Source organism: Micromonospora zamorensis (assembly GCF_900090275.1).
Lineage (GTDB): Bacteria > Actinomycetota > Actinomycetes > Mycobacteriales > Micromonosporaceae > Micromonospora > Micromonospora zamorensis.
This window is the reverse complement of sequence record NZ_LT607755.1, coordinates 6,058,630-6,079,344: the sequence shown is the minus strand read 5'-3', so window position 1 is coordinate 6,079,344 and position 20,715 is coordinate 6,058,630. Positions and strand designations below refer to the sequence as shown.

Annotated in this window: 15 protein-coding genes and 3 rRNA genes; 10 read left to right on the top strand and 8 right to left on the bottom strand. The window is 66.9% G+C overall.

Annotated features, from left to right (window positions below):
- Positions 1-116: 116 nt before the first annotated feature.
- Together GA0070619_RS27155 and GA0070619_RS27150 are read left to right on the top strand one after the other, a co-directional pair.
- On the top strand, positions 117-617 hold the full coding sequence (locus GA0070619_RS27155) for a sigma-70 family RNA polymerase sigma factor (RefSeq protein WP_088950649.1): 501 nt from the start codon (positions 117-119) through the stop codon (positions 615-617).
- A complete protein-coding gene (locus GA0070619_RS27150) occupies positions 610-1,302 on the top strand; it encodes a hypothetical protein (protein WP_088950648.1) in 693 nt (230 codons plus the stop codon). The genes GA0070619_RS27155 and GA0070619_RS27150 overlap by 8 nt, the downstream gene beginning before the upstream one ends.
- Positions 1,303-1,321: 19 nt before the next feature.
- On the opposite strand, the gene GA0070619_RS27145 is transcribed toward GA0070619_RS27150, so the two are convergent.
- Positions 1,322-1,984: a type 1 periplasmic-binding domain-containing protein gene (locus tag GA0070619_RS27145; RefSeq protein ID WP_088950647.1), complete on the bottom strand. Its 663-nt coding sequence runs from the start codon at positions 1,982-1,984 to the stop codon at positions 1,322-1,324.
- Positions 1,985-2,001: 17 nt separating this feature from the next.
- On the opposite strand from GA0070619_RS27145, the gene GA0070619_RS27140 reads away from it, so the two are divergent.
- The 3 genes from GA0070619_RS27140 (at position 2,002) to GA0070619_RS27130 (ending at position 6,659) form a co-directional block, all read left to right on the top strand.
- A complete protein-coding gene (locus GA0070619_RS27140) occupies positions 2,002-3,384 on the top strand; it encodes a HupE/UreJ family protein (RefSeq protein ID WP_231927170.1) in 1,383 nt (460 codons plus the stop codon).
- Between the two features lie 144 nt (positions 3,385-3,528).
- The gene (locus GA0070619_RS27135) at positions 3,529-5,502 is read left to right on the top strand and encodes a purple acid phosphatase family protein (protein ID WP_088950645.1); all 1,974 of its coding nucleotides are present in this window, start codon (positions 3,529-3,531) and stop codon (positions 5,500-5,502) included.
- Between the two features lie 89 nt (positions 5,503-5,591).
- Positions 5,592-6,659: a WxL protein peptidoglycan domain-containing protein gene (locus GA0070619_RS27130; protein WP_088950644.1), complete on the top strand. Its 1,068-nt coding sequence runs from the start codon at positions 5,592-5,594 to the stop codon at positions 6,657-6,659.
- A 12-nt stretch (positions 6,660-6,671) separates the two neighbouring features.
- Here the strand turns inward: GA0070619_RS27130 and GA0070619_RS27125 are convergent, their stop codons facing one another.
- Positions 6,672-7,367 carry a YoaK family protein gene (locus tag GA0070619_RS27125; RefSeq protein WP_088950643.1) on the bottom strand — a complete coding sequence of 232 codons (696 nt, stop codon included), beginning with the start codon at positions 7,365-7,367 and terminating at the stop codon, positions 6,672-6,674.
- Positions 7,368-7,581: 214 nt separating this feature from the next.
- On the opposite strand from GA0070619_RS27125, the gene GA0070619_RS27120 reads away from it, so the two are divergent.
- Positions 7,582-8,553, top strand: coding sequence for a quinone oxidoreductase family protein (locus GA0070619_RS27120; protein WP_197699573.1), 972 nt, complete (start codon positions 7,582-7,584; stop codon positions 8,551-8,553).
- Positions 8,554-8,557: 4 nt separating this feature from the next.
- Here GA0070619_RS27120 and GA0070619_RS27115 read toward each other — a convergent pair whose 3' ends face one another.
- The 6 genes from GA0070619_RS27115 to GA0070619_RS27090 all read right to left on the bottom strand — a co-directional run bounded on the left by GA0070619_RS27115 (position 8,558) and on the right by GA0070619_RS27090 (position 13,992).
- Entirely contained in the window at positions 8,558-9,148 is a 591-nt protein-coding gene (locus GA0070619_RS27115) for an HAD family hydrolase (RefSeq protein ID WP_088950641.1), read from the bottom strand.
- A 39-nt stretch (positions 9,149-9,187) separates the two neighbouring features.
- A complete protein-coding gene (locus GA0070619_RS27110) occupies positions 9,188-10,444 on the bottom strand; it encodes an RNA polymerase sigma factor (protein WP_088950640.1) in 1,257 nt (418 codons plus the stop codon).
- Positions 10,445-10,446: 2 nt separating this feature from the next.
- On the bottom strand, positions 10,447-10,794 hold the full coding sequence (locus GA0070619_RS27105) for a YciI family protein (protein WP_088952081.1): 348 nt from the start codon (positions 10,792-10,794) through the stop codon (positions 10,447-10,449).
- 109 nt (positions 10,795-10,903) lie between these two features.
- Entirely contained in the window at positions 10,904-12,103 is a 1,200-nt protein-coding gene (locus GA0070619_RS27100; RefSeq protein ID WP_088950639.1) for a low temperature requirement protein A, read from the bottom strand.
- A gap of 59 nt (positions 12,104-12,162) precedes the next feature.
- Positions 12,163-13,221 carry a tryptophan--tRNA ligase gene (trpS, locus tag GA0070619_RS27095; RefSeq protein WP_088950638.1) on the bottom strand — a complete coding sequence of 353 codons (1,059 nt, stop codon included), beginning with the start codon at positions 13,219-13,221 and terminating at the stop codon, positions 12,163-12,165.
- A gap of 273 nt (positions 13,222-13,494) precedes the next feature.
- On the bottom strand, positions 13,495-13,992 hold the full coding sequence (locus tag GA0070619_RS27090) for a PRC-barrel domain-containing protein (protein WP_088950637.1): 498 nt from the start codon (positions 13,990-13,992) through the stop codon (positions 13,495-13,497).
- Positions 13,993-14,139: 147 nt separating this feature from the next.
- Between GA0070619_RS27090 and GA0070619_RS27085 the strand changes: the two genes are divergently transcribed.
- From GA0070619_RS27085 to rrf, 4 genes are all read left to right on the top strand, one after another.
- Positions 14,140-14,394: an SCO4848 family membrane protein gene (locus GA0070619_RS27085; RefSeq protein WP_088950636.1), complete on the top strand. Its 255-nt coding sequence runs from the start codon at positions 14,140-14,142 to the stop codon at positions 14,392-14,394.
- A gap of 713 nt (positions 14,395-15,107) precedes the next feature.
- A 16S ribosomal RNA gene (locus GA0070619_RS27080) occupies positions 15,108-16,624 on the top strand.
- Positions 16,625-17,003: 379 nt separating this feature from the next.
- A 23S ribosomal RNA gene (locus tag GA0070619_RS27075) occupies positions 17,004-20,114 on the top strand.
- An 84-nt stretch (positions 20,115-20,198) separates the two neighbouring features.
- A 5S ribosomal RNA gene (gene rrf, locus GA0070619_RS27070) occupies positions 20,199-20,315 on the top strand.
- Together the 16S, 23S and 5S rRNA genes form the textbook arrangement of a ribosomal RNA operon.
- Positions 20,316-20,715 lie beyond the last annotated feature (400 nt).

Below are 20,715 nucleotides of genomic sequence, written 5' to 3'. Positions count from 1 at the left end.
TGATCACAATGCTGTGATGGCGGTCACATTCCTGCCCCGCGCCGACGTGACCGGTCGGCCCGGGCGAGTTGCATGCGCGGTGACCAGGGGACGAGGCGTGGGAGGGCACCGGCCGGATGCGTGATGCCGAGGAGTTCGACGCCCTCTACGCGGCCTGTGCGGGTCGGGTCGTGGGTCACGTGTACGCGCTGACCGGCAACCGCGCCGAGGCGGAGGACGCCGTCGCCGAGGCGTTCATGCGGGCCTGGCAGCGTTGGCGGACGGTGCGGGAGACGGACAGCCCGGAGGCCTGGGTCCGCCGGGTGGCCTCGCGGATCGCGGTGAGCAGCTGGCGCAAGGCCTTCAACCGGGTACGCGCCCACCGTCGGGCCGCCGTCGACCAGGGCGTGCCCGGGCTGAACGAGGACCACGTCGCCCTGTTGCAGGCGCTCCAGCAGCTCAGTGCCAACGAGCGCCGGGCCGTCGTGCTGCACCACCTCAACGATCTCAGCGTCGCCGAGGTGGCAGCGGAGATGCAGGCGCCCGTCGGAACCGTGAAGACGTACCTCGCCCGAGGTCGGAGAGCGATGGCCGGGCTGCTGACCGATGCCCACCAGGAGGAGACCTCCCATGGCTGATCCGCGCGAGGACCTCACGGCGATTGCCGACGAGGTTCGGCGAGTCACCACGCTGCCCGGGGCGCAGGCGTTGCGTCGCCGCAGCGACCGGCGACGGCGACGCCGGACGGCCGCCACCGCAGCCGGGCTGGCTGTCGTGGCCGTTGCCGCAGGCACCGCGCTGTCGCAGGTGCGGGCCGACGTCGACACGCCCGATGTCGGCCCGGCCAGCCAGGCCCCACCGGCTGTCGTGCCATCCGTGACCGCCACCGCCGGTCCGCAGGAGATCCTCGGTGGCAGGCGTCAGGTCCGGATCGTGATGCCCGGCATGAGCGGAGCCGCGTTGGTGATCGGCCCTGGCACCGACCAGGTGCGGGCCGCCAGCGAGCCGGGCACCGACGACGTGTCGCTCTGGGTCCTACGCCCGCAGGGCGACAGGTACCAGATCGCCTCGGCCACGGGTGCCGGTGCGGTCTGCATGACCGTCGTGCACGACGCCGCGCCGGGCAGCGTGCGCGGCCGGGGGTGCGACCCGGCCGCCGAGACGCAGCTCTTCCGGATCGACCAGGTCCCCGACGGCAGCTACTCGATCTTCCAGGGCAAGCGCTACGTCCAGGTGGTCGACGGCACCAACGCCCTGGTTCCCGACCTGCCCGAGGGCCTGACCACCACGTACGAGTTCGAGGATCGCGGACCGGCCCGCTGAGCAGACCTGACCGACGGGATCAGAGCCAGACGACGATCCCGGTCAGATCGTTGAGGACCGCGGCCACGCCGGCCCGGATGGCGGCCGCGCAGCGCTCGGCCGTGAACGACTTCGGGTCGTACGTCGAGGACGCGCCCAGCCCTTCCCCGCGGAACGACGCGCCGTCCCAGTCGACCGCTGTGACGTTGTGGGTGGGCTCGGCCAGTTCCGCGCCCACCACCAGGAACTTCTCGTCCAGGTGGCTCGGGGTGACCAGCGCGAGGGGGTCGATGAGGTCGTTGCCGGCGCCGACGATGAGGTCCGGGCCCATCTCCATGGCCTTGGCGATGCTGGAGACGGCGTCGTGCGCAGTGCCGACGACGATCGTCCGGAGGTCGACGTGCTCGTCGTCGGCCCACTCCTTGACGGCTGTCACGAGCACCTTGGTCGGGTCGTCGTCCCCGGAGGTCAGCAACACCACCCGGTAGTCCTTCGGCGGGTGGACGCCGTCCCAGGAGCCCGGCTGCGGCGTGATCGTCGCCTCCGGAGCGGGTGTGGTGGACGGGGCGACGAATCCTGGGCCGAGAGTGCCGATGGCGGCGGGCTCGGGGTGTGGCTGTGACCAGTCGTCGCCGGAGTCGCAGCCGGTGATCAGGGCGACGGTCGCGGCCAGCATGGCAACGGCCCGGAGCGGGGGGCGCAAGGCGATCGTCCTTTCGAGTGGTGGCGGAAAGTGCGCGTACGTCTTCCTATTCCTATCTCAATTCTGGTCGCCAACTATCCGTGGATGGGTGCTCGGGCTCTTTGTTTTCCGGCGGTTCGTCGGCGCGCGGGCTGGTGTTCACCCGCGCCGTGCAACGTGCACTGGCCAACCGAGGGAGTCGCATGTCAGGGCGCGTCCGCCGTACCGTAATCGTCGCCGCTGTCGGGATCGCCGCAGCGGTGATTCCTTTTCTGGGCGCCGGAACCGCGTCCGCGCACGGCTTTTCGTCGACCGTGTACGCGAAAATCTCTGCGGGAGACGAGGGTCACATCCGCACGGCGTTGGAGCTCGAATACGACCTTCTCGTGGTGTCCGCCGCCGATTCCGCTGACGCCGATCCGCTCTTCCAGGCGGGAACGGCCGCGTTCGAGGCGGGTGACGCCACCGCCCAGGCGACGGCCCTGAAGAGCCATGCCTCGACGGTCCTCGCGTACGTCGCCGACCGCTTCTCGGTCACCTCGGGAAGTGCGGCCTGCCGACCGACCGAGGTGGGCGACGCGTCGATCGGCGAGCGCGAGGGCGTGCCGTACGCGGATCTGCTGCTGGACTGGACCTGCCCTGAGCGGGGCGACGAGCACGAGGTGCGCAGCGGTCTCTTCCCCGATGGCGAGGGTTACGTCAAGGGCACCAAGACGATCGTCACGTACGAGATCGACGGCCGGTCGGGCAGTGCGGCGCTCGACGCCGACCACCCGACCTTCTCCACCGGGCAGGCCTGGTACCAGCGGTTCGGCGAGTTCTTCCTGCTGGGCGCCGAGCATCTGCTCTCCGGGATCGACCACATCCTGTTCCTGCTGGCGTTGATCGCGGGATCGCGGCGCCTTCGCGAGATCGTGCTCGCCGCCACCAGTTTCACCCTGGCGCACTCGGTGACGTTCATGCTCGCCGCCCTCGGCCTGGTCGAGGTGCCGGCGGCGATCGTGGAGCCGGTCATCGCGTTGTCGATCGCCGTCGTCGCCGGCTGGCACCTGTGGGGGATCTGGCGGCGCGGTGCGCACGCGGCCGACCTGGAGACGGCCGGGGCCGGTCACTTCAGCCTCGACCGAGCGGGCTGGATCCGCCTCGGGGTGGTGTTCTGCTTCGGCCTGGTGCACGGTCTGGGCTTCGCCGGCGCGTTGGGCATCGACGAGGCGTGGTCGTGGACCCTGCTGTGGTCGCTGCTGGTGTTCAACGTCGGCATCGAGGTCGTTCAGTTGACGATTATCGCTGCCGTTTTCCCGCTGCTGTTCGTGCTGCGCCGCCGTGCGCCGAAAGCCGGCCTCTGGGCGACCGGGGTTGTTTCTGCGGGGGTGTCCATTATGGGATTGATCTGGTTTGTCCAGCGCATTTCTGGATCATGAGTAGGGCTAAGTAGTTCGTGAAGTGCAGTCTTACGCAAGATCACGTTCATGGTTGGTTCATCAGGCGGCGAAAGCGTGGATCTGCTTCCCCGGCGTCGGGTGAAGGCACAATCCATTTCTCTATTTGAAAAGGGAACAATGTCGATGACATTGAAGACCTCGACACGGGCCTCCGGGCTCGTGCGGCGGCGTCTGGTGGCCGGGGTCGCAGCCGGCTTCCTGGGAATGGGCGCGGCCCTCGGCAGTGGCCTGCTGGCCACCGCGAGTGCGGCCGAGTCCACCACGATCAGCAGCGTGGTCCTCGGCGTCGGCGCCAACGAGACCCAGCGCATCGTGAGCTGGTATTCCTCGGCCGACACCGCGCAGAAGATCCAGCTCGCCCCGACCGCCGAGATCGTCAGCGGTGAGTTCCCGGCCGGCGCCGTCAGCTTCGACGCCGTCGGTGCGGCGAACACCTCCACCACCGGCTTCAACCGGCACGCCACGATCAGCAACCTGCGGGAGAAGACGGCCTACTCGTACCGGGTCGGCGCCGAGGGCAGCTGGTCCCCGACGTACGCCTTCAAGACGCAGGACTTCGAGGGCGACTACGACTTCCTGTTCTTCGGTGACCCCCAGATCGGCTCCTCCGGCGACCGGCTGAAGGACCAGGCCGGCTGGGAGGACACCCTGAAGGTGGCCACCGCGGCCAACCCGAACGCCGAGCTGCTGGTGTCCGCCGGCGACCACGTCGAGAGCGCCAACGACGAGGGGCAGTGGACCTCGTTCCTGGCCCCCGACCAGCTGCGCCAGATCCCCCTCGTGGCCACCATCGGCAACCACGACGTCGGTGGTAAGTCGTACGAGCAGCACCACTTCACCCCGAACACCGACCGCTCGTCTGCGTACTACAACGGGGACCAGGCGACGCGGTCCGGCGGCGACTACTGGTTCATCCACAAGGACGTGCTGTTCATCGACCTGAACAGCAACAGCTACGTCAACCCGGCGGACGGCTCCGCCGGCGGCGACGCGGCGCACGTCGCGTACGTCACCGACGTCATCAACAAGCACGGCTCCGAGGCCAAGTGGAAGGTGCTGGTCTACCACCACTCCATCTACTCGCCGGCCAGCCACGCGACCGACACCGACAACAAGCAGCGGCGGGAAGACTTCACCACCGCGTTCTCCAACCTCGGCGTCGACATGGTGCTCCAGGGCCACGACCACAGCTACACCCGCAGCTACTCCATCAAGAACGGCCAGAAGGAGAACCCGGCCGAGAAGCCGGGTTCCGCCGACGTGTTTCCCGGCCCGGGTGGCGTCATCTACGTGACGGCCAACTCGGCCTCCGGCTCGAAGTACTACGACATCAAGAAGCCGGACAACACCGGCACCGGCATCCGCGGCAACGGCCCGGACCCGCTGGACCCGAACAAGTACTGGTACAACTCCGTGCAGAACCAGGAGCACGTCCGCAGCTACGTCAAGGTGCAGGTCCGCGGCGACAAGCTGGTCCTCGCGAACGTCCGCAGCGGCACCTGCGCGGCGCCGAACGCGGCGGTCGAAAAGGGCCTCTCCTGCGTCAACACCCCGGACGGCCAGCCGGTCGGCTCGATCGTCGACAACGTGACGGTGCACCCGTTCCACGGTGACGGCCAGGCCATCCAGGTCAACGTGCCGAACCCGGCTCCGGGCGAGTTCGGCTGGACGATCGACGGCTACAACGGTCTGGTCGACCTGGGTACCGCGCAGGAGCGCGACGGCACCTTCTTCGAGGCGACCGGCAAGATCAACCCGATCCTCGTGTCGGACAGCCGCCGCTCGCTCGCCCCGTGGTCGATCTCGGCCAACGTCGGCGACTTCCAGGACGCCGAGAAGAAGTTCTCCGGCTCCTACCTGGGCTGGACCCCGTACGTGCTCGACGGCGGCGCGGGCGCCGAGGCCGGGGCGCCGATCCTGTCGTCCTATGACGACCAGGGCAAGGGCCTCTCGGTCTCCAGTGGGCTCGGCGCGGCCGCGCAGGGTCACCCCCGGGGCGGCGCCAAGCTCGGCGCTGACCTGGATCTGAAGATCCCGGACAACATCGCGAAGGGTAGCTACCGCACCACCCTCACGATCACTGCCCTGAGCAGCTGACCGGACGTTCCACTCGGCGGGGTAGGCACCTTCGGGGCCTACCCCGCCACCCATGTGCCACCCTCCCAAGATCACCTCAAGGAACCGACATGTATCCGTCCGTAACGCGCTGGAAGACAGTCCTTCGTACCACCGCGCTCTCCCTGCTCGCCGCCGTCGCGGCCGTCGGTGTCGGTGCCGGCCCCGCCTCGGCGGCGGACGGCAACGTCGCCTGGACGGTCCGGACGGCCTCCAACGGCTACGGCGAAGCCCGGTCCAGCTACAGCTACAACGTCAATCCCGGTGGCGCCGTCGAGGACGCCATGGTCGTGGCCAACCGCGGCCCGTCGCCGCTGACCCTGTCCGTGTACGCAGCCGACGGCTTCACGACCGACGCGGGCCAGCTCGACCTGCTCACCAAGGACAAGAAGTCCACCGCGGTCGGCGCCTGGGTGAAGGCGAAAGCCGAGAGTGTCGTGATCCAGCCTGGGAAGACGGCGCAGGTCCCCTTCACGATCGGCGTTCCGGACAACGCCACGCCCGGTGACTACGTCGGCGGCATCCTCACCGCGCTGACGCAGGCCGACCAGGCCGAGGGCATCAACGTCGACCGGCGCCTCGGCATCCGGATCAAGCTGCGGGTCGGCGGTGAGCTGAAGCCGAACCTCGCGATCGAGGACCTGCACGTGACGTACGCCGGCTCGGCCAACCCGTTCGGCAAGGGCGACGCCACCATCACCTACAAGGTGCACAACGTCGGCAACGCCGCCCTGTCCGGGCAGCAGGCGGTGTCGGTCTCGGGCCCGTTCGGGTTGCTGCGGGTACGGGCCAGGGACATCGCCGCGCCGCCGGAGCTGCTTCCGGGTGAGAGCTGGAACGTGACGGTGCCCGTGCACGGCGTCGCCCCTGCCATCTCGCTGGCCTCGACCGCGACCCTCACGCCGCTGCTCACCGACGCGTCGGGCTCCACCACCTCGCTCAAGCCGGTCACGGTCACCGCGCACGGCTGGGCCCTGCCGTGGACGTTGGTGCTGGCGCTCGTCGTCCTGGCCGCCGCGCTCGTCGGGGCGTACCTGTATCGGCGCCGCAACCGGACGCAGCGCAAGGTGCGCGAGGACGCCCGGGTGCGCGACGCCGTAGCGCAGGCGCTGCGCGGCCAGGAGCCGCAGACGTCCTGATCCCAGCTGTCGTCAGCGCCGCTGGCTGTGGTTGCCGGCGGCGCTCGCGCGGCGGGTCAGACCGACAGCGACCGCGATCACCGCGATCACCAGCACCGCCGCCAGCGCCGGTGCCCAGGTCGGGGCGGTGCGCAGCAGCACCGTGCCGAGCGCGGCGCCGAGCACCAGCCCGGCCAATCGGCCGACGCCACCCACGTCGGCGAACCGGTGCGGGTCGACGATGCGACGTCGGACCAGCTCGGTCAGCGAGCCGGTCAGATAGGTGGTCGACGCGCCCTTCACGCCGGCACCTACGGTGATCACGCTCTGGATGCCGCTCGACACGGCGGCCATCCCCAGCAGCACCAGCCCGAAGCCGTACCCGGGACGGGCCGAGCAGGCGAACCAACCCACGGTGAAGCCGAGCAGCAGCACCGCCTCGGCCGAGGTCACCACGGCGGTACGGCCGTTCCACCCCGGTGGGGTGCGGCGCAGCGGCAGCGTGGCGGCGGCCACCCCCACCGCGTAACCACCGACCGCCACCACCGCACCCATCAACGAGCGGGCGTCCGCCGTGGCGAGCGCGTGGCCGAAGTGCACCAGGTTGCCGGTGACCACGCTGGCGAAGTACCCGTTGAGCCTGGTCAGGCAGATCACGTCGATGCAGCCGGAAGCCGCGGCCAACGTCACCAGGAGCCAGGCCGTGGCCCGCGTCGAAGGAGCGCGCACGGTGCTGCCTCCCGTCGTCCTGCCACCAGCCCTGGCCCGGCGCCGACTGCCTCCGGGCACGCAGCCATTCCCGTGCCCGTCCCGACTACGCCCGTCGGGGCACGCCGCGAGCGGACGGTCGCCCTTGTGGGTGAACGGCACCCGGCACCGGGGTCACGTCTGTCCCCGAGCCGGCATGCTGCGACGGTGACGCCGGCACGGGAGGGGAATCCACATGGTTGACGGGGATGTGCCAGAGCGGATGCAGGCCGCGGCCCTGGACGATTTCGGTGGGCCGGAGGTGATCACCCTCCGCAAGTTGCCGATCCCCGAGATCGCCGACGACGAGGTGCTGATCAAGGTCTGGAGCGCCGGCGTGGGGGTGTGGGACGTGTACGAGCGGCAGGGCGTGCTCGTACCGGAGGGCTCTGCCCTTCCGATCGTGCCCGGCTCCGACGGTGCCGGCACCGTCATCTCGGCCGGCAGCAAGGTGTCCAACGTCGCTGTCGGCGACCTGGTCTACGTCTCCGCCACCACCCGGCCGAAGGGCGGCTTCTACGCCGAGTACGCGGCAGTCAAGGCGCAGTACGCGGCCAGGGTGCCCGATGGCGTACCGGCGGAGCACGCCGGCGCCATGCCCACCGACGCGCTGACCGCGCTGGCCGGACTCGACACCGTCAGCCTGTCGACCGGCGACTGGTTGCTGATCTTCGGCGCGAGCGGCGGTCAGGGACACCTGGCCGTGCAGCTGGCCAAACGGCAGGGACTGAACGTGATCGCCGTGGCATCCGGTGCGGACGGCGTCGCCCTGGTGACCCGGCTCGGCGCCGACGTTTCCCTCGACGGCCACGGCGACATGACCGACGTGCTGGCCCGGATTCGGGACGCGGCGCCGGACGGGGTGAAGGCCATCCTGGCGATGGCCGGCGGTGCGACCCTCGACCGGCTCACCGAGGCGCTGGCCGACGGCGGGGTCGTCGCGTTCGCCCACGGGGTGCGGCCGGAGCCGCAGGAACGGCCGGGCGTCACGGTGCGGGCCTACGACGGCGAATCGAGCCCCCGACAGTTGCAGCGCCTCAACGAACTCATCGAGGCCGGGCCTTTCGTGGTGCACGTCGCGGAGAAGTTCCCGCTGGGCAAGGTGCGGGACGCGCACCAGCGCCTGGAGACCTCCTACGCCGGCAAGCTCCTGCTGACGGTGGCCTGAGACCTCAGGGCGTGCGCTGTTGCGGCACGCGTACCGATGCCATGCCGGCCGCGGTCGCGGCCTGGATACCCAGGTCGGTGTCCTCGAAGACCAGGCACGACTCGGGCGCTACGCCGAGGTGTTCCGCCGCGAGCAGGAATGCCTGCGGGTCGGGCTTGGCCCGCGTGTAGTCGTCGGCGCAGACCAGCACGTCGAACCGGTCCAGCAGACCGAGCGCGTCGAGGGAGGCGGTGACCGAGGCGCGGGTGCTGCCCGAGACGACGGCGAACGGGACCCGCCGGTGCGCGTCGTGGATGTGCGCAAGCACCTCTGGCACGGCCGCGAGTTGCGGCAGCAGCTCCTCGTAGTAGCTCTCCCGGCGCTCGACGACCGTCGCCACCGGCATGCTCAGACCCTGCTGCTCGTTGAGGGCGACGATGATGTCGGCCGTCGGCCGGCCGCCCCAGGCGTAGAAGAGGTCCTCCGGGAACTCGCAGCCCCACTCGCCCAGAGCCCGCTGCCAGGCCACGTAGTGCAGCGGCATCGAGTCGACGATCGTGCCGTCGCAGTCGAACAGGTACGCGGCGAACTCACCGGGAGGCAGAGGCAGAGTCACCGGGGAAGGGTACAGCGCGCGCCGGCCATCGAGCTCCGCTCACGGGCTCGTGACGGCTTCCAGCTGGCGGAGCAGGAACACCCGCTCCGGTTCCGTGCCGACCAGCGCCAACGCGCTGCGGTACGCCGCCGCGGCCTCGTCGTACCTGCCGAGGCGGCGCAGCAGGTCGGCCCGCGCCGCCGGATAGGGATGGTGGCCGCGCAGCCGCGGCTCGTCGGCCAACTCGTCGAGCAGGGCGAGCCCCGCCTCCGGCCCGTCCCGCATCGCCACCGCGGCGGCCCGGTTCAGCGCGACGACCGGTGAGGGCACCAGGCTGAGCAGGACGTCGTAGAGGGCCACCACCTGCGGCCAGTCGGTGCTGGCCACGTCGGCGGCCTCGTCGTGCAGCGCGGCGATGGCGGCCTGCACGCCGTACGGGCCGGGCGCCGGGCCGGTCAGCGCGACCACCACCAGCTCCCGCCCCTCCTCGATCATCTGGCGGTCCCAGCGTCCGCGATCCTGGTCGTCGAGAAGGGCCATGGCGCCATCCGGCCCGGTACGCGCGTCACGTCGGGCATGGACGAGCAGCATCAGGCCGAGCAACCCGGCGACCTCCCGCTCGGCGGGCAGCAGCCGACGCAGGATCCGGCCCAGCCGGATGGCCTCCTCGGCCAGGTCGATCCGTTGCAGATCCGGGCCGGAGCTGGCGGCGTACCCCTCGGTGAAGACCGAGTAGACGGCCTGGAGCACCGTGGGCAGTCGACCGGGCAGCTCGTCGTCGCCGGGCACCCGGAACGGGATGCGGGCGTCCCGGATCTTGCGCTTGGCCCGGACCAGCCGTTGGGCCATGGTCGCCGGTGGAACCAGGAAGGCCCGCGCGACCTCGGCCGTGGTGAGGCCGGCGAGGAACCGCAGGGTGAGTGCTCCCCGGTCCTGCGCGGCCAGGGCCGGGTGTGCGCAGGTGAAAAAGAGTGCCAGCCGGTCGTCGGGCAGATCGCGGTCCGCGTCCGCGGGTGGGGCGTGGTCGGCCCGCTCGGCCTCCGCCCGGAGGACGGCGAGCCGCGTCGCCAGCACCCGGTCGCGACGCAGCCGGTCCACGGCTCGACGCCGCGCCGTGGTGAGCAGCCAGGCGCCCGGCCGGCTCGGGACGCCGTCGGTCGGCCAGTGCACCAGCGCCGCCTCGATGGCCTCGGAGGCGACCTCCTCGGCCAGGTCGAGGTCACCGAAGCGGCGCACGAGCGAGGCGAGCAGTCGGCCGCGTTCCTCCCGGAACACCGCCTCCACCGACGACCCGACTGCTGCCCTCTCGTCCGGCACGGTCAGGCCTGCATGTCGATCTCGAAGATCGGACGGACCTGGACCGACCCGCTGCCGATGGCCCCGGGACTGCGGGCCGCCCAGTCCAGCGCGGCGTCGAGGTCCGGCACGTCGATGACGTCGTACCCGCCGAGCAGCTCACGGGTCTCGGCGAACGGCCCGTCGGTGATCGTGCGCTCGCCGTCCGGGCCCACCTGCACTGTCGTGCAGGTGGTCAGGTCCTGCAAGGGGTGCCCGGAGACCCAGACCCCGGCGTCCTTCATCTCCCGGTCGTAGCGGATCCAGTCCTCGAAACTGCACCCGTTGTCGACGACCTCACCGTCGACCATGGGGCTCATGAACAGCAGCATGTACTTCACGTTTCGGCTCCTCTCGGTGCGGCGTGTCGCCGTACAGCATGACGACGAACGACCCACGGGGATGTCGACACGGCACGTCAGGTTTTTTCCGGGCCGGAGTTCACGCGTCGCGCGGCTGTGCCCAGTCGCGTTGATCGACCCGCCGCTCGAACCAGGTGACCCCGATCAGGAAGACGGTCAGCAGGGCGAGCGCCGCCAGCGGAGGCAGGGACCGGCCGATCGGCAGCAGGGCCAGAGGCAGGAGCGCGGCGACGACCTGCGTCGGGTGGACGACGCGCACGGTCAGCCGGCGGAACACGAGCCTGCTGATCAGGTAGACCGCTGCGCCACCGTAGAGCGCGGTGGCCGCTTCCCAGCCCAGCGGGTCGGAATGACCGGACTCCTCGCTGAGCTGGCTGATCACCTCCTCGATGCCGAGCGCGACGTAGATCGCACCGATGATCAGCGGTGAGTGCCCGATGCCGTACGCGTCACCAGCCACGCCGGCCCGTCGCTCATCCGGCACATCGCTGACGGCCTTCCTCGCGGCGGGCGCCAGCCGGTCGAAGTAGAGCCACCACAGGCAGACAGTGCTGGTGAGGCCGAGCAGCGCGGCCACCACCGCCGCACCGACGGGTGCCATCGTCCGTGGCCCCGCACCGGCGGAGATCAGCGCTTCGCCCAACGCGATGATGAGCACCAGGCCGAACCGCTCGGTGAAGTGGTCCACGCTGCGCAGTTGCCACGGCCGGAAGGCGGAGGCGATCCGGGCGCCGCCGATGTCCACCAGCAGCGCGACCGTCCAGAGCGCCGTCTGAGCCGCGCCGCCGAGCAGCGCGCCGCCGACCAGCGGGAGCCACGCCAGCACCACCGGCACGGTGAAGAAGCGCAGCGTCGAGCGCAGTGGCGGGTTCGTCGCGCTCACCCAGAACAGGACCACGAGCTGCACCGCCCGACCGACCACGTAGGCCAGGGCGAGGGCGAGCGGGGCGTCCAGCAACCCCGGACCCTGTTTCCACGCGTCCGGCAGCACCAGCGCGACCACGAAGATCGCCGCCATCGCGACCAGGGTCGCCGCGCGGACCAGGCCGACGTCCGCGCGGACCAGGTTTCCCACCCAGGTGTACGGCCCCCAGGAGTAGAGCAGCAGCAGCAGGAGGAGCAGCCCCTGAGCCAGGGTCAGCGCGGTCGGCGACCCGGCCATGAACGTGATGACCCGGGTGAGCGCGAAGACGAAGACCAGGTCGAAGAAGATCTCGAACATCGTGGTCCGGTGCGTCTCCGCAGCCCGCACCGGACGCTCGTCGAAAATCCTCCCCATCCTGGCATTCTGCCCAGGTCGGTCGCGGGTTCATCCGCTCTTCCCGCCGGGCGTCGGCCTCAGGCCGAGGCGTCGGTCCGCCGCCGGCTCCGCTCGGCCCGCCGCCGCACCTGCTGGTACGCGCCGGTTAGCCCCATCGCCCGGCGTACCTCGATCAAGGTCTGGCGTACCTCCAGGCGGGTCCGCTCGGTGCCCTCGACGATCAGCCGGTCGACCAACCCCCGGTCGGCTTCGATCTCAGTCCGGCGCTGCCGGATCGGCGCCAGGAACCCTTCGAGCGCGGCCACGAGCCGTTCCTTGACCTCCACGTCACCCACCTGCCCGGCCCGGTAACGCCGGGTCAGGTCGGCAACCTCGTCGCGGTCCGGATTGAAGACCTCGTGGTACGCGAACACCGGGTTGCCCTCCACCGTGCCCGGCACGTCGGCCCGTACCCGGTTGGGATCGGTGTACATGCCGAGCACCTTCCGACGCACGGTGGCGGCATCGTCGGAGAGCGCGATCGAGTTGCCCCGGCTCTTGCTCATCTTGGCCGCGCCGTCGGTGCCCACCAGGCTCGGTGTGTCCGCCGGGATCAGCTCGGGCACCGGGAAGACCGGCCCGTAGAGATGGTTGAACCGGCGCGCGATCTCCCGGGTCACCTCGACGTGCGCGGCGTTGTCCCGACCGACCGGGACCACCTCGCCCTTCACGCAGAGGATGTCCGCGGCCTGGAGCACCGGATAACCCAGCAGCCCGTACGGCATCTCCTCCTTGCCAGCGTCGCGGGCCATGTCCTTGAGCGACGGCACCCGTTCCAGCCGGGGGACGGTCACCAGGTTCTGTAGGAGGGTGTTGAGGTCGCCGACCTCCGGGATGGCCGACTGGAGGTAGAACGTGGCGTGCTCCGGATCGACGCCGGCGGCGAGGATGTCGGTGACCATCTCCCGGGCGTTGCCGGAGACCTGGTCGATGTCCTCGCGGCGGTTGCGTGTGGTGAGCATGTGCAGGTCGGCGATGATGAAGAAGCTCTCGTAGCGTCTGTGCAGCCGCACCCGGTTAACGATGCTGCCGACGTAGTGACCGAGATGAAGGCGGCCGGTGGGCCGGTCGCCGGTGAGCATTCGTGCGACGGACATGGTGGTGTGCCTCTCGTATCCGAGGTTGGGTGACGCGTGGGCGCGCGCCGAGTGGGGCCGATGTTCAGGCCCCCTCGGTCAGCGGGATCGGCTCAGCGAGCCGTCCGCCATCGCGCGCCGGCGCGGTATCGCAGACCACCGGCACGGAGGACGTTCAGAAGTTGCTCACGGCCGTCGCCGGAGCTGGTCGGGATCCCGGGCACCGCACCGAGCGGGAGGCCGTCGACCTTGTCGACCGCCTCCGACGTGCAGCTGCCCATCCGGACCACGGCCTCACATTACCCGCGGGACAGCCCCGGGCGGGGGAAGGTGACCGCCGGCGTAGTAGCTGCCGACGCGCTCCCGGTACTCCGGGTCGGCCGGATCCGCATCGAACGGCGGTGCGTCCTTGATCTGCTCCTTGGTCCGGTCGACGTGCACGACGCGTTCCTGGTGATCCACCCGCTCCACAGTGCCGGCGGGCAGCAGCACCTTCTGGCCGAAGATCCAGGGCCCGGTGTCCACCACCAGGTAGCCGGCATCCGCCTCGTTGCTCGCCTCGTCGATGGTGCCGATCCGCCCGTCACTCGCCTGGACCTGGTAGCCCACCAGGTCCACCGGCGTGCCGGGGCCGGGAGCGTCCGGACCGTCGTGCCCGTCGTGCCCGTCGTGCCCGTCGTGCCCGCCGTGCTGGTCGTCGGGCGGGGTGACCGAGGGGGTGGTCTGCGTGTATCCGCCGGCCAGGGCGGACGGGTCACGCCAGGCCCAGGGATTGAAGATCGAGGGTTGCATGGGGCACCTCCGGGGGGACGGTCCTCAGCTGTCCTGTTTCGAAGTGCCCATCCCGCTGCCGTCGGAAACAGACCGGGTCCCCTCCCAGCGCGGGCGTGTCTCTGCTGATAGGCCAGGTGAGCAGGTGCGCTGGCATACTCGGCTGCCATGGTGCTGTCGCGAGGTTGGGCTGTCTTCCTGGTCGGGGTCGGGATCTGGACCTGGGTGATCTGGCCTAGGTTCGCGATCGCCATCTGGCAGGACCCGCGGTCCTGGGCGTCGGGCACTGTCGCCGACGGCGCCGCCACCAGCTTCCTGTGGGTGCACGCGCTGCTGATCGCGGCCTCTCTCGCCATTGGCACGACGGTCGGTGTCCTCGGCATCCGCGCCTGGTTCGCCGCTCGTCGGCGGCAAGCGGCCTGACCTGCCCCGCCTCTCGGTGCCATCGGCTGTCGCAGAACCGATCGGGCCTCAGTCCGAGCTCGGCGACCGGTCGGCGACGCGAATGTGACGCGCGCCGCTACCCGTGGATTTGACGATCAAACCCGGGGACGCGTAACTTTCTCTCTGTCAGCGCGAACGGGGCAAACGGGACGAAAGTCCTGAGGGCCCGGAACGAGCTGGCAACCGGGTCAAGCAGGGGTTCGCTCCTGCGGGACACGGTCCGGGCGGGGCTTGCCGGATCGGCCGCGAGGCGGATTTGGTGCGGCGAAGCCGACCGGGTAAGGTTCACGACCGGCAGGGCACCGGGCGAGACTGCGGGAAACCGCAGCGGCCGGTTCTGCCAAATCCGACGACCTGACGCAGCGGTCCGCTGCTGCGTGAGTGCGCCGGTGCCAACCCGTACGAAGCATGACAGACCGGGACACACGGTTTGACACGGCGAAGACGGTGAGGTAACGTAGTAAAAGTGCCCGGCGCGAGAGCGGCGGGGACGCAGAACGAAAAGCCCCGGTTGGGGTTCCACTGAGGTGGGGCTTCTGGTCGGTGTGTGGTTGTTCTTTGAGAACTCAACAGGGTGCTTGTAAAGCCAGTGCCAATTATGATTTATACCCCGGACTGGTCAGTTTTTGCTGGCTGGTTGGGATTCCTTTGGCAACATTTGTTTGTTGTCAGGATGCTGTTCAACTAATTTTTTGTTGGAGAGTTTGATCCTGGCTCAGGACGAACGCTGGCGGCGTGCTTAACACATGCAAGTCGAGCGGAAAGGCCCTTCGGGGTACTCGAGCGGCGAACGGGTGAGTAACACGTGAGCAACCTGCCCCAAGCTTTGGGATAACCCTCGGAAACGGGGGCTAATACCGAATAGGACTTCCGGCCGCATGGCTGGGGGTGGAAAGTTTTTCGGCTTGGGATGGGCTCGCGGCCTATCAGCTTGTTGGTGGGGTGATGGCCTACCAAGGCGACGACGGGTAGCCGGCCTGAGAGGGCGACCGGCCACACTGGGACTGAGACACGGCCCAGACTCCTACGGGAGGCAGCAGTGGGGAATATTGCACAATGGGCGGAAGCCTGATGCAGCGACGCCGCGTGAGGGATGACGGCCTTCGGGTTGTAAACCTCTTTCAGCAGGGACGAAGCGAGAGTGACGGTACCTGCAGAAGAAGCACCGGCCAACTACGTGCCAGCAGCCGCGGTAAGACGTAGGGTGCGAGCGTTGTCCGGATTTATTGGGCGTAAAGAGCTCGTAGGCGGCTTGTCGCGTCGACCGTGAAAACTTGGGGCTCAACCCCAAGCCTGCGGTCGATACGGGCAGGCTAGAGTTCGGTAGGGGAGACTGGAATTCCTGGTGTAGCGGTGAAATGCGCAGATATCAGGAGGAACACCGGTGGCGAAGGCGGGTCTCTGGGCCGATACTGACGCTGAGGAGCGAAAGCGTGGGGAGCGAACAGGATTAGATACCCTGGTAGTCCACGCTGTAAACGTTGGGCGCTAGGTGTGGGGGACCTCTCCGGTTTCCTGTGCCGCAGCTAACGCATTAAGCGCCCCGCCTGGGGAGTACGGCCGCAAGGCTAAAACTCAAAGGAATTGACGGGGGCCCGCACAAGCGGCGGAGCATGCGGATTAATTCGATGCAACGCGAAGAACCTTACCTGGGTTTGACATGGCCGCAAAACTCACAGAGATGTGAGGTCCTTCGGGGGCGGTCACAGGTGGTGCATGGCTGTCGTCAGCTCGTGTCGTGAGATGTTGGGTTAAGTCCCGCAACGAGCGCAACCCTCGTTCGATGTTGCCAGCGCGTTATGGCGGGGACTCATCGAAGACTGCCGGGGTCAACTCGGAGGAAGGTGGGGATGACGTCAAGTCATCATGCCCCTTATGTCCAGGGCTTCACGCATGCTACAATGGCCGGTACAATGGGCTGCGATACCGCGAGGTGGAGCGAATCCCAAAAAGCCGGTCTCAGTTCGGATCGGGGTCTGCAACTCGACCCCGTGAAGTCGGAGTCGCTAGTAATCGCAGATCAGCAACGCTGCGGTGAATACGTTCCCGGGCCTTGTACACACCGCCCGTCACGTCACGAAAGTCGGCAACACCCGAAGCCGGTGGCCCAACCCCTTGTGGGAGGGAGCCGTCGAAGGTGGGGCTGGCGATTGGGACGAAGTCGTAACAAGGTAGCCGTACCGGAAGGTGCGGCTGGATCACCTCCTTTCTAAGGAGCACCTTCCGACGAAAGTCGGTAAGGAGCCCGCACTGCCCGACTGTGGTGGTGGGGTGCTCAGATGGCGGAGACACTGGCAAGTTTTGCCCTGGCAACGGCCGGCGGCGCCTAGTACAGCCACTTCGGTGGTGGGAACGGTTGCTGTTGGTGCGGCTGGGGGAGAATGTGAGCACCCTGTTGGGTCCTGAAGGAACAACCATCGTGTTGTTGTTTCAGAGACTTGGCCAGCCCTCCGGTGTGGGGGCTGGGAGTCTGCCAGGCATGGCCTGGCTCCACATACCGCCAACTGTTGTTGGGTTTGGTGTGGGGCGGATCGGGTTGTGGGTTGGTCGTTTGTTGAGAATTGCACAGTGGACGCGAGCATCTTTGTGGTCAAGTTGTCAAGGGCGAACGGTGAATGCCTTGGCACCAGGAGCCGATGAAGGACGTGGGAGGCCGCGATAGGCCTGGGGGAGCTGTCAACCAAGCTGTGATCCCAGGGTGTCCGAATGGGGAAACCTGGCACCAGTCATGTGGTGTCACCCACACCTGAACACATAGGGTGTGTGGAGGGAACGCGGGGAAGTGAAACATCTCAGTACCCGTAGGAAGAGAAAACAATTTAGTGATTCCGTGAGTAGTGGCGAGCGAAAGCGGATCGAGGCTAAACCGGCTGCGTGTGATACCTGTCAGGGGTTGCGTGGTCGGGGTTGTGGGACCCTGCTGAACAAGCTGACACTTGTTCGAGAAGTTACAAAGTTAGTGGCTAGTCGAACAGTCTGGAATGGCTGACCGTAGACGGTGAAAGTCCGGTAGGTGAAAGTTGCTGACCTTCTGTGGGTGTTCCCGAGTAGCGGCGGACCCCTGAAATCTGCCGTGAATCTGCCAGGACCACCTGGTAAGCCTAAATACTTCCTGGTGACCGATAGCGGACAAGTACCGTGAGGGAATGGTGAAAAGTACCCCGGGAGGGGAGTGAAATAGTACCTGAAACCGTTCGCCTACAATCCGTCGGAGCCTTGCGGGGTGACGGCGTGCCTTTTGAAGAATGAGCCTGCGAGTTAGTGGCATGTGGCGAGGTTAACCCGTGTGGGGGAGCCGTAGCGAAAGCGAGTCTGAATAGGGCGATTCAGTCGCGTGTCCTAGACCCGAAGCGGAGTGATCTAGCCATGGGCAGGCTGAAGCGCGGGTAAGACCGCGTGGAGGGCCGAACCCACCAATGTTGAAAAATTGGGGGATGACCTGTGGTTAGGGGTGAAAGGCCAATCAAACTCCGTGATAGCTGGTTCTCCCCGAAATGCATTTAGGTGCAGCGTCGCGTGTTTCTTGCCGGAGGTAGAGCACTGGATGGTCTAGGGGGCCCACAAGCTTACCGAAATCAGCCAAACTCCGAATGCCGGTAAGTGAGAGCGCGGCAGTGAGACTGCGGGGGATAAGCTTCGTAGTCGAGAGGGAAACAGCCCAGATCACCAGCTAAGGCCCCTAAGCGTGTGCTAAGTGGAAAAGGATGTGGGGTCGCATAGACAACCAGGAGGTTGGCTTAGAAGCAGCCACCCTTTAAAGAGTGCGTAATAGCTCACTGGTCAAGTGGTTCCGCGCCGACAATGTAGCGGGGCTCAAGCACACCGCCGAAGCTGTGGCATTCACATTTTAACCTCGCTTGGACTTGATTCCTTGTGCAGGTGTGTGGATGGGTAGGGGAGCGTCGTGCCGCGAGTGAAGCAGCGGGGTGACCCAGTTGTGGACGCGGCACGAGTGAGAATGCAGGCATGAGTAGCGAAAGAAGGGTGAGAAACCCTTCCGCCGGATGACCAAGGGTTCCAGGGCCAGGCTAATCCGCCCTGGGTGAGTCGGGACCTAAGGCGAGGCCGAGAGGCGTAGTCGATGGACAACGGGTTGATATTCCCGTACCCGCGAAAGAGCGTCCCTGATGAACCTCGTTGTGCTAACCACCTGAACTGACTGATGTCTTCGGACGGATGTCGGGGAGGCTGGGAACCTGATGGGTAGTAGTCAAGCGATGGGGTGACGCAGGAAGGTAGCTGAGCCCGGCCGGTGGTTGTGCCGGGGTAAGCGTGTAGGCCGTGTTGTAGGCAAATCCGCAACACATTTAAGGCTGAGACGTGATGCCGAGCCGATTCAGGTGAAGTCAGTGATCCTATGCTGCCGAGAAAAGCCTCTAGCGAGTTCTTAGCGGCCCGTACCCCAAACCGACACAGGTGGTCAGGTAGAGAATACCGAGGCGATCGGGCGAACTGTGGTTAAGGAACTCGGCAAATTGCCCCCGTAACTTAGGGAGAAGGGGGGCCGGAGACGTGAAGCCCCGCGCGGGTGGAGCGTTGTATGGCCGCAGAGAGCAGGGGGAAGCGACTGTTTACTAAAAACACAGGTCCATGCGAAGAAGTAATTCGATGTATATGGACTGACGCCTGCCCGGTGCTGGAACGTTAAGGGGACCTGTTAGCTCTTCGGGGCGAAGCGGAGAACTTAAGCGCCAGTAAACGGCGGTGGTAACTATAACCATCCTAAGGTAGCGAAATTCCTTGTCGGGTAAGTTCCGACCTGCACGAATGGCGTAACGACTTCCCCACTGTCTCAACCACAGGCCCGGCGAAATTGCAGTACGAGTAAAGATGCTCGTTACGCGCGGCAGGACGGAAAGACCCCGGGACCTTTACTATAGCTTGACATTGGTACTCGAATTAGTTTGTGTAGGATAGGTGGGAGCCGGTGAAGTCCATACGCCAGTATGGGTGGAGGCAATCTTGAAATACCACTCTGGTTGATTTGGGTATCTAACTTCGGACCGTTATCCGGTTCAGGGACAGTGTCTGGTGGGTAGTTTAACTGGGGCGGTTGCCTCCTAAAAGGTAACGGAGGCGCCCAAAGGTTCCCTCAGCCTGGTTGGCAATCAGGTGTTGAGTGCAAGTACACAAGGGAGCTTGACTGTGAGACTGACAGGTCGAGCAGGGACGAAAGTCGGGACTAGTGATCCGGCACTTGCGAGTGGAAGCGGTGTCGCTCAACGGATAAAAGGTACCCCGGGGATAACAGGCTGATCTTCCCCAAGAGTCCATATCGACGGGATGGTTTGGCACCTCGATGTCGGCTCGTCGCATCCTGGGGCTGTAGCAGGTCCCAAGGGTTGGGCTGTTCGCCCATTAAAGCGGTACGCGAGCTGGGTTTAGAACGTCGTGAGACAGTTCGGTCCCTATCCGCCGTGCGCGTAGGATACTTGAGAAGGGCTGTCCCTAGTACGAGAGGACCGGGACGGACGAACCTCTGGTGTGCCAGTTGTCCTGCCAAGGGCACGGCTGGTTAGCTACGTTCGGAAGGGATAACCGCTGAAAGCATCTAAGCGGGAAGCCTGCTTCAAGATGAGGTATCCCACCCACCTTGGTGGGGTAAGGCCCCCAGCTAGACGACTGGGTTGATAGGCCGGAAATGTAAGCCCGGTAACGGGTTCAGTTGACCGGTACTAATAGGCCGAGGACTTGACTACTAAGCTGCTACGCGTCCACTGTGCAACTCTCGATAAACGAACAACAGACCACTGTGTTGGTGTTGTTTGACATGTCGATAGAGTTACGGCGGTCATGGCGGAGGGGAAACGCCCGGTTACATTCCGAACCCGGAAGCTAAGCCCTCCAGCGCCGATGGTACTGCACTCGTGAGGGTGTGGGAGAGTAGGACGCCGCCGGACAATCTTTCCAGAAAGGGTCACCCGTTATCGGGTGGCCCTTTCTGCGTTTCCCTCACATGTTTTGCGTGGTCTCGAGGACGTTGATCGACTCGGTTTTCGTAAAACCGGGGTATCAGGCCGCCCCGGATACCGCGGTTTCGGTGTTCCCGAGTCGATCAACGGCCTCGCGGCGTGGCAGCGACCCTGAGGGTCCTGTGGTGGCTGGCTCCCGGGTGCGGCGGCGTGGTGTCGGTGTCGGTCATAGGCCCGTTCGAGAAGATGTGGCATCCCGCCGCGGATCGGTTCCGTGTCGAGATCCGGGTGCAGGACGCACGGGTGGTGCCGATGCCGCCGCATGGTGGCCGGCGCCACGGCCAGGGCCGTGACGCCGGCGAGTAAGACCTCAGCGCAGGCGATACCT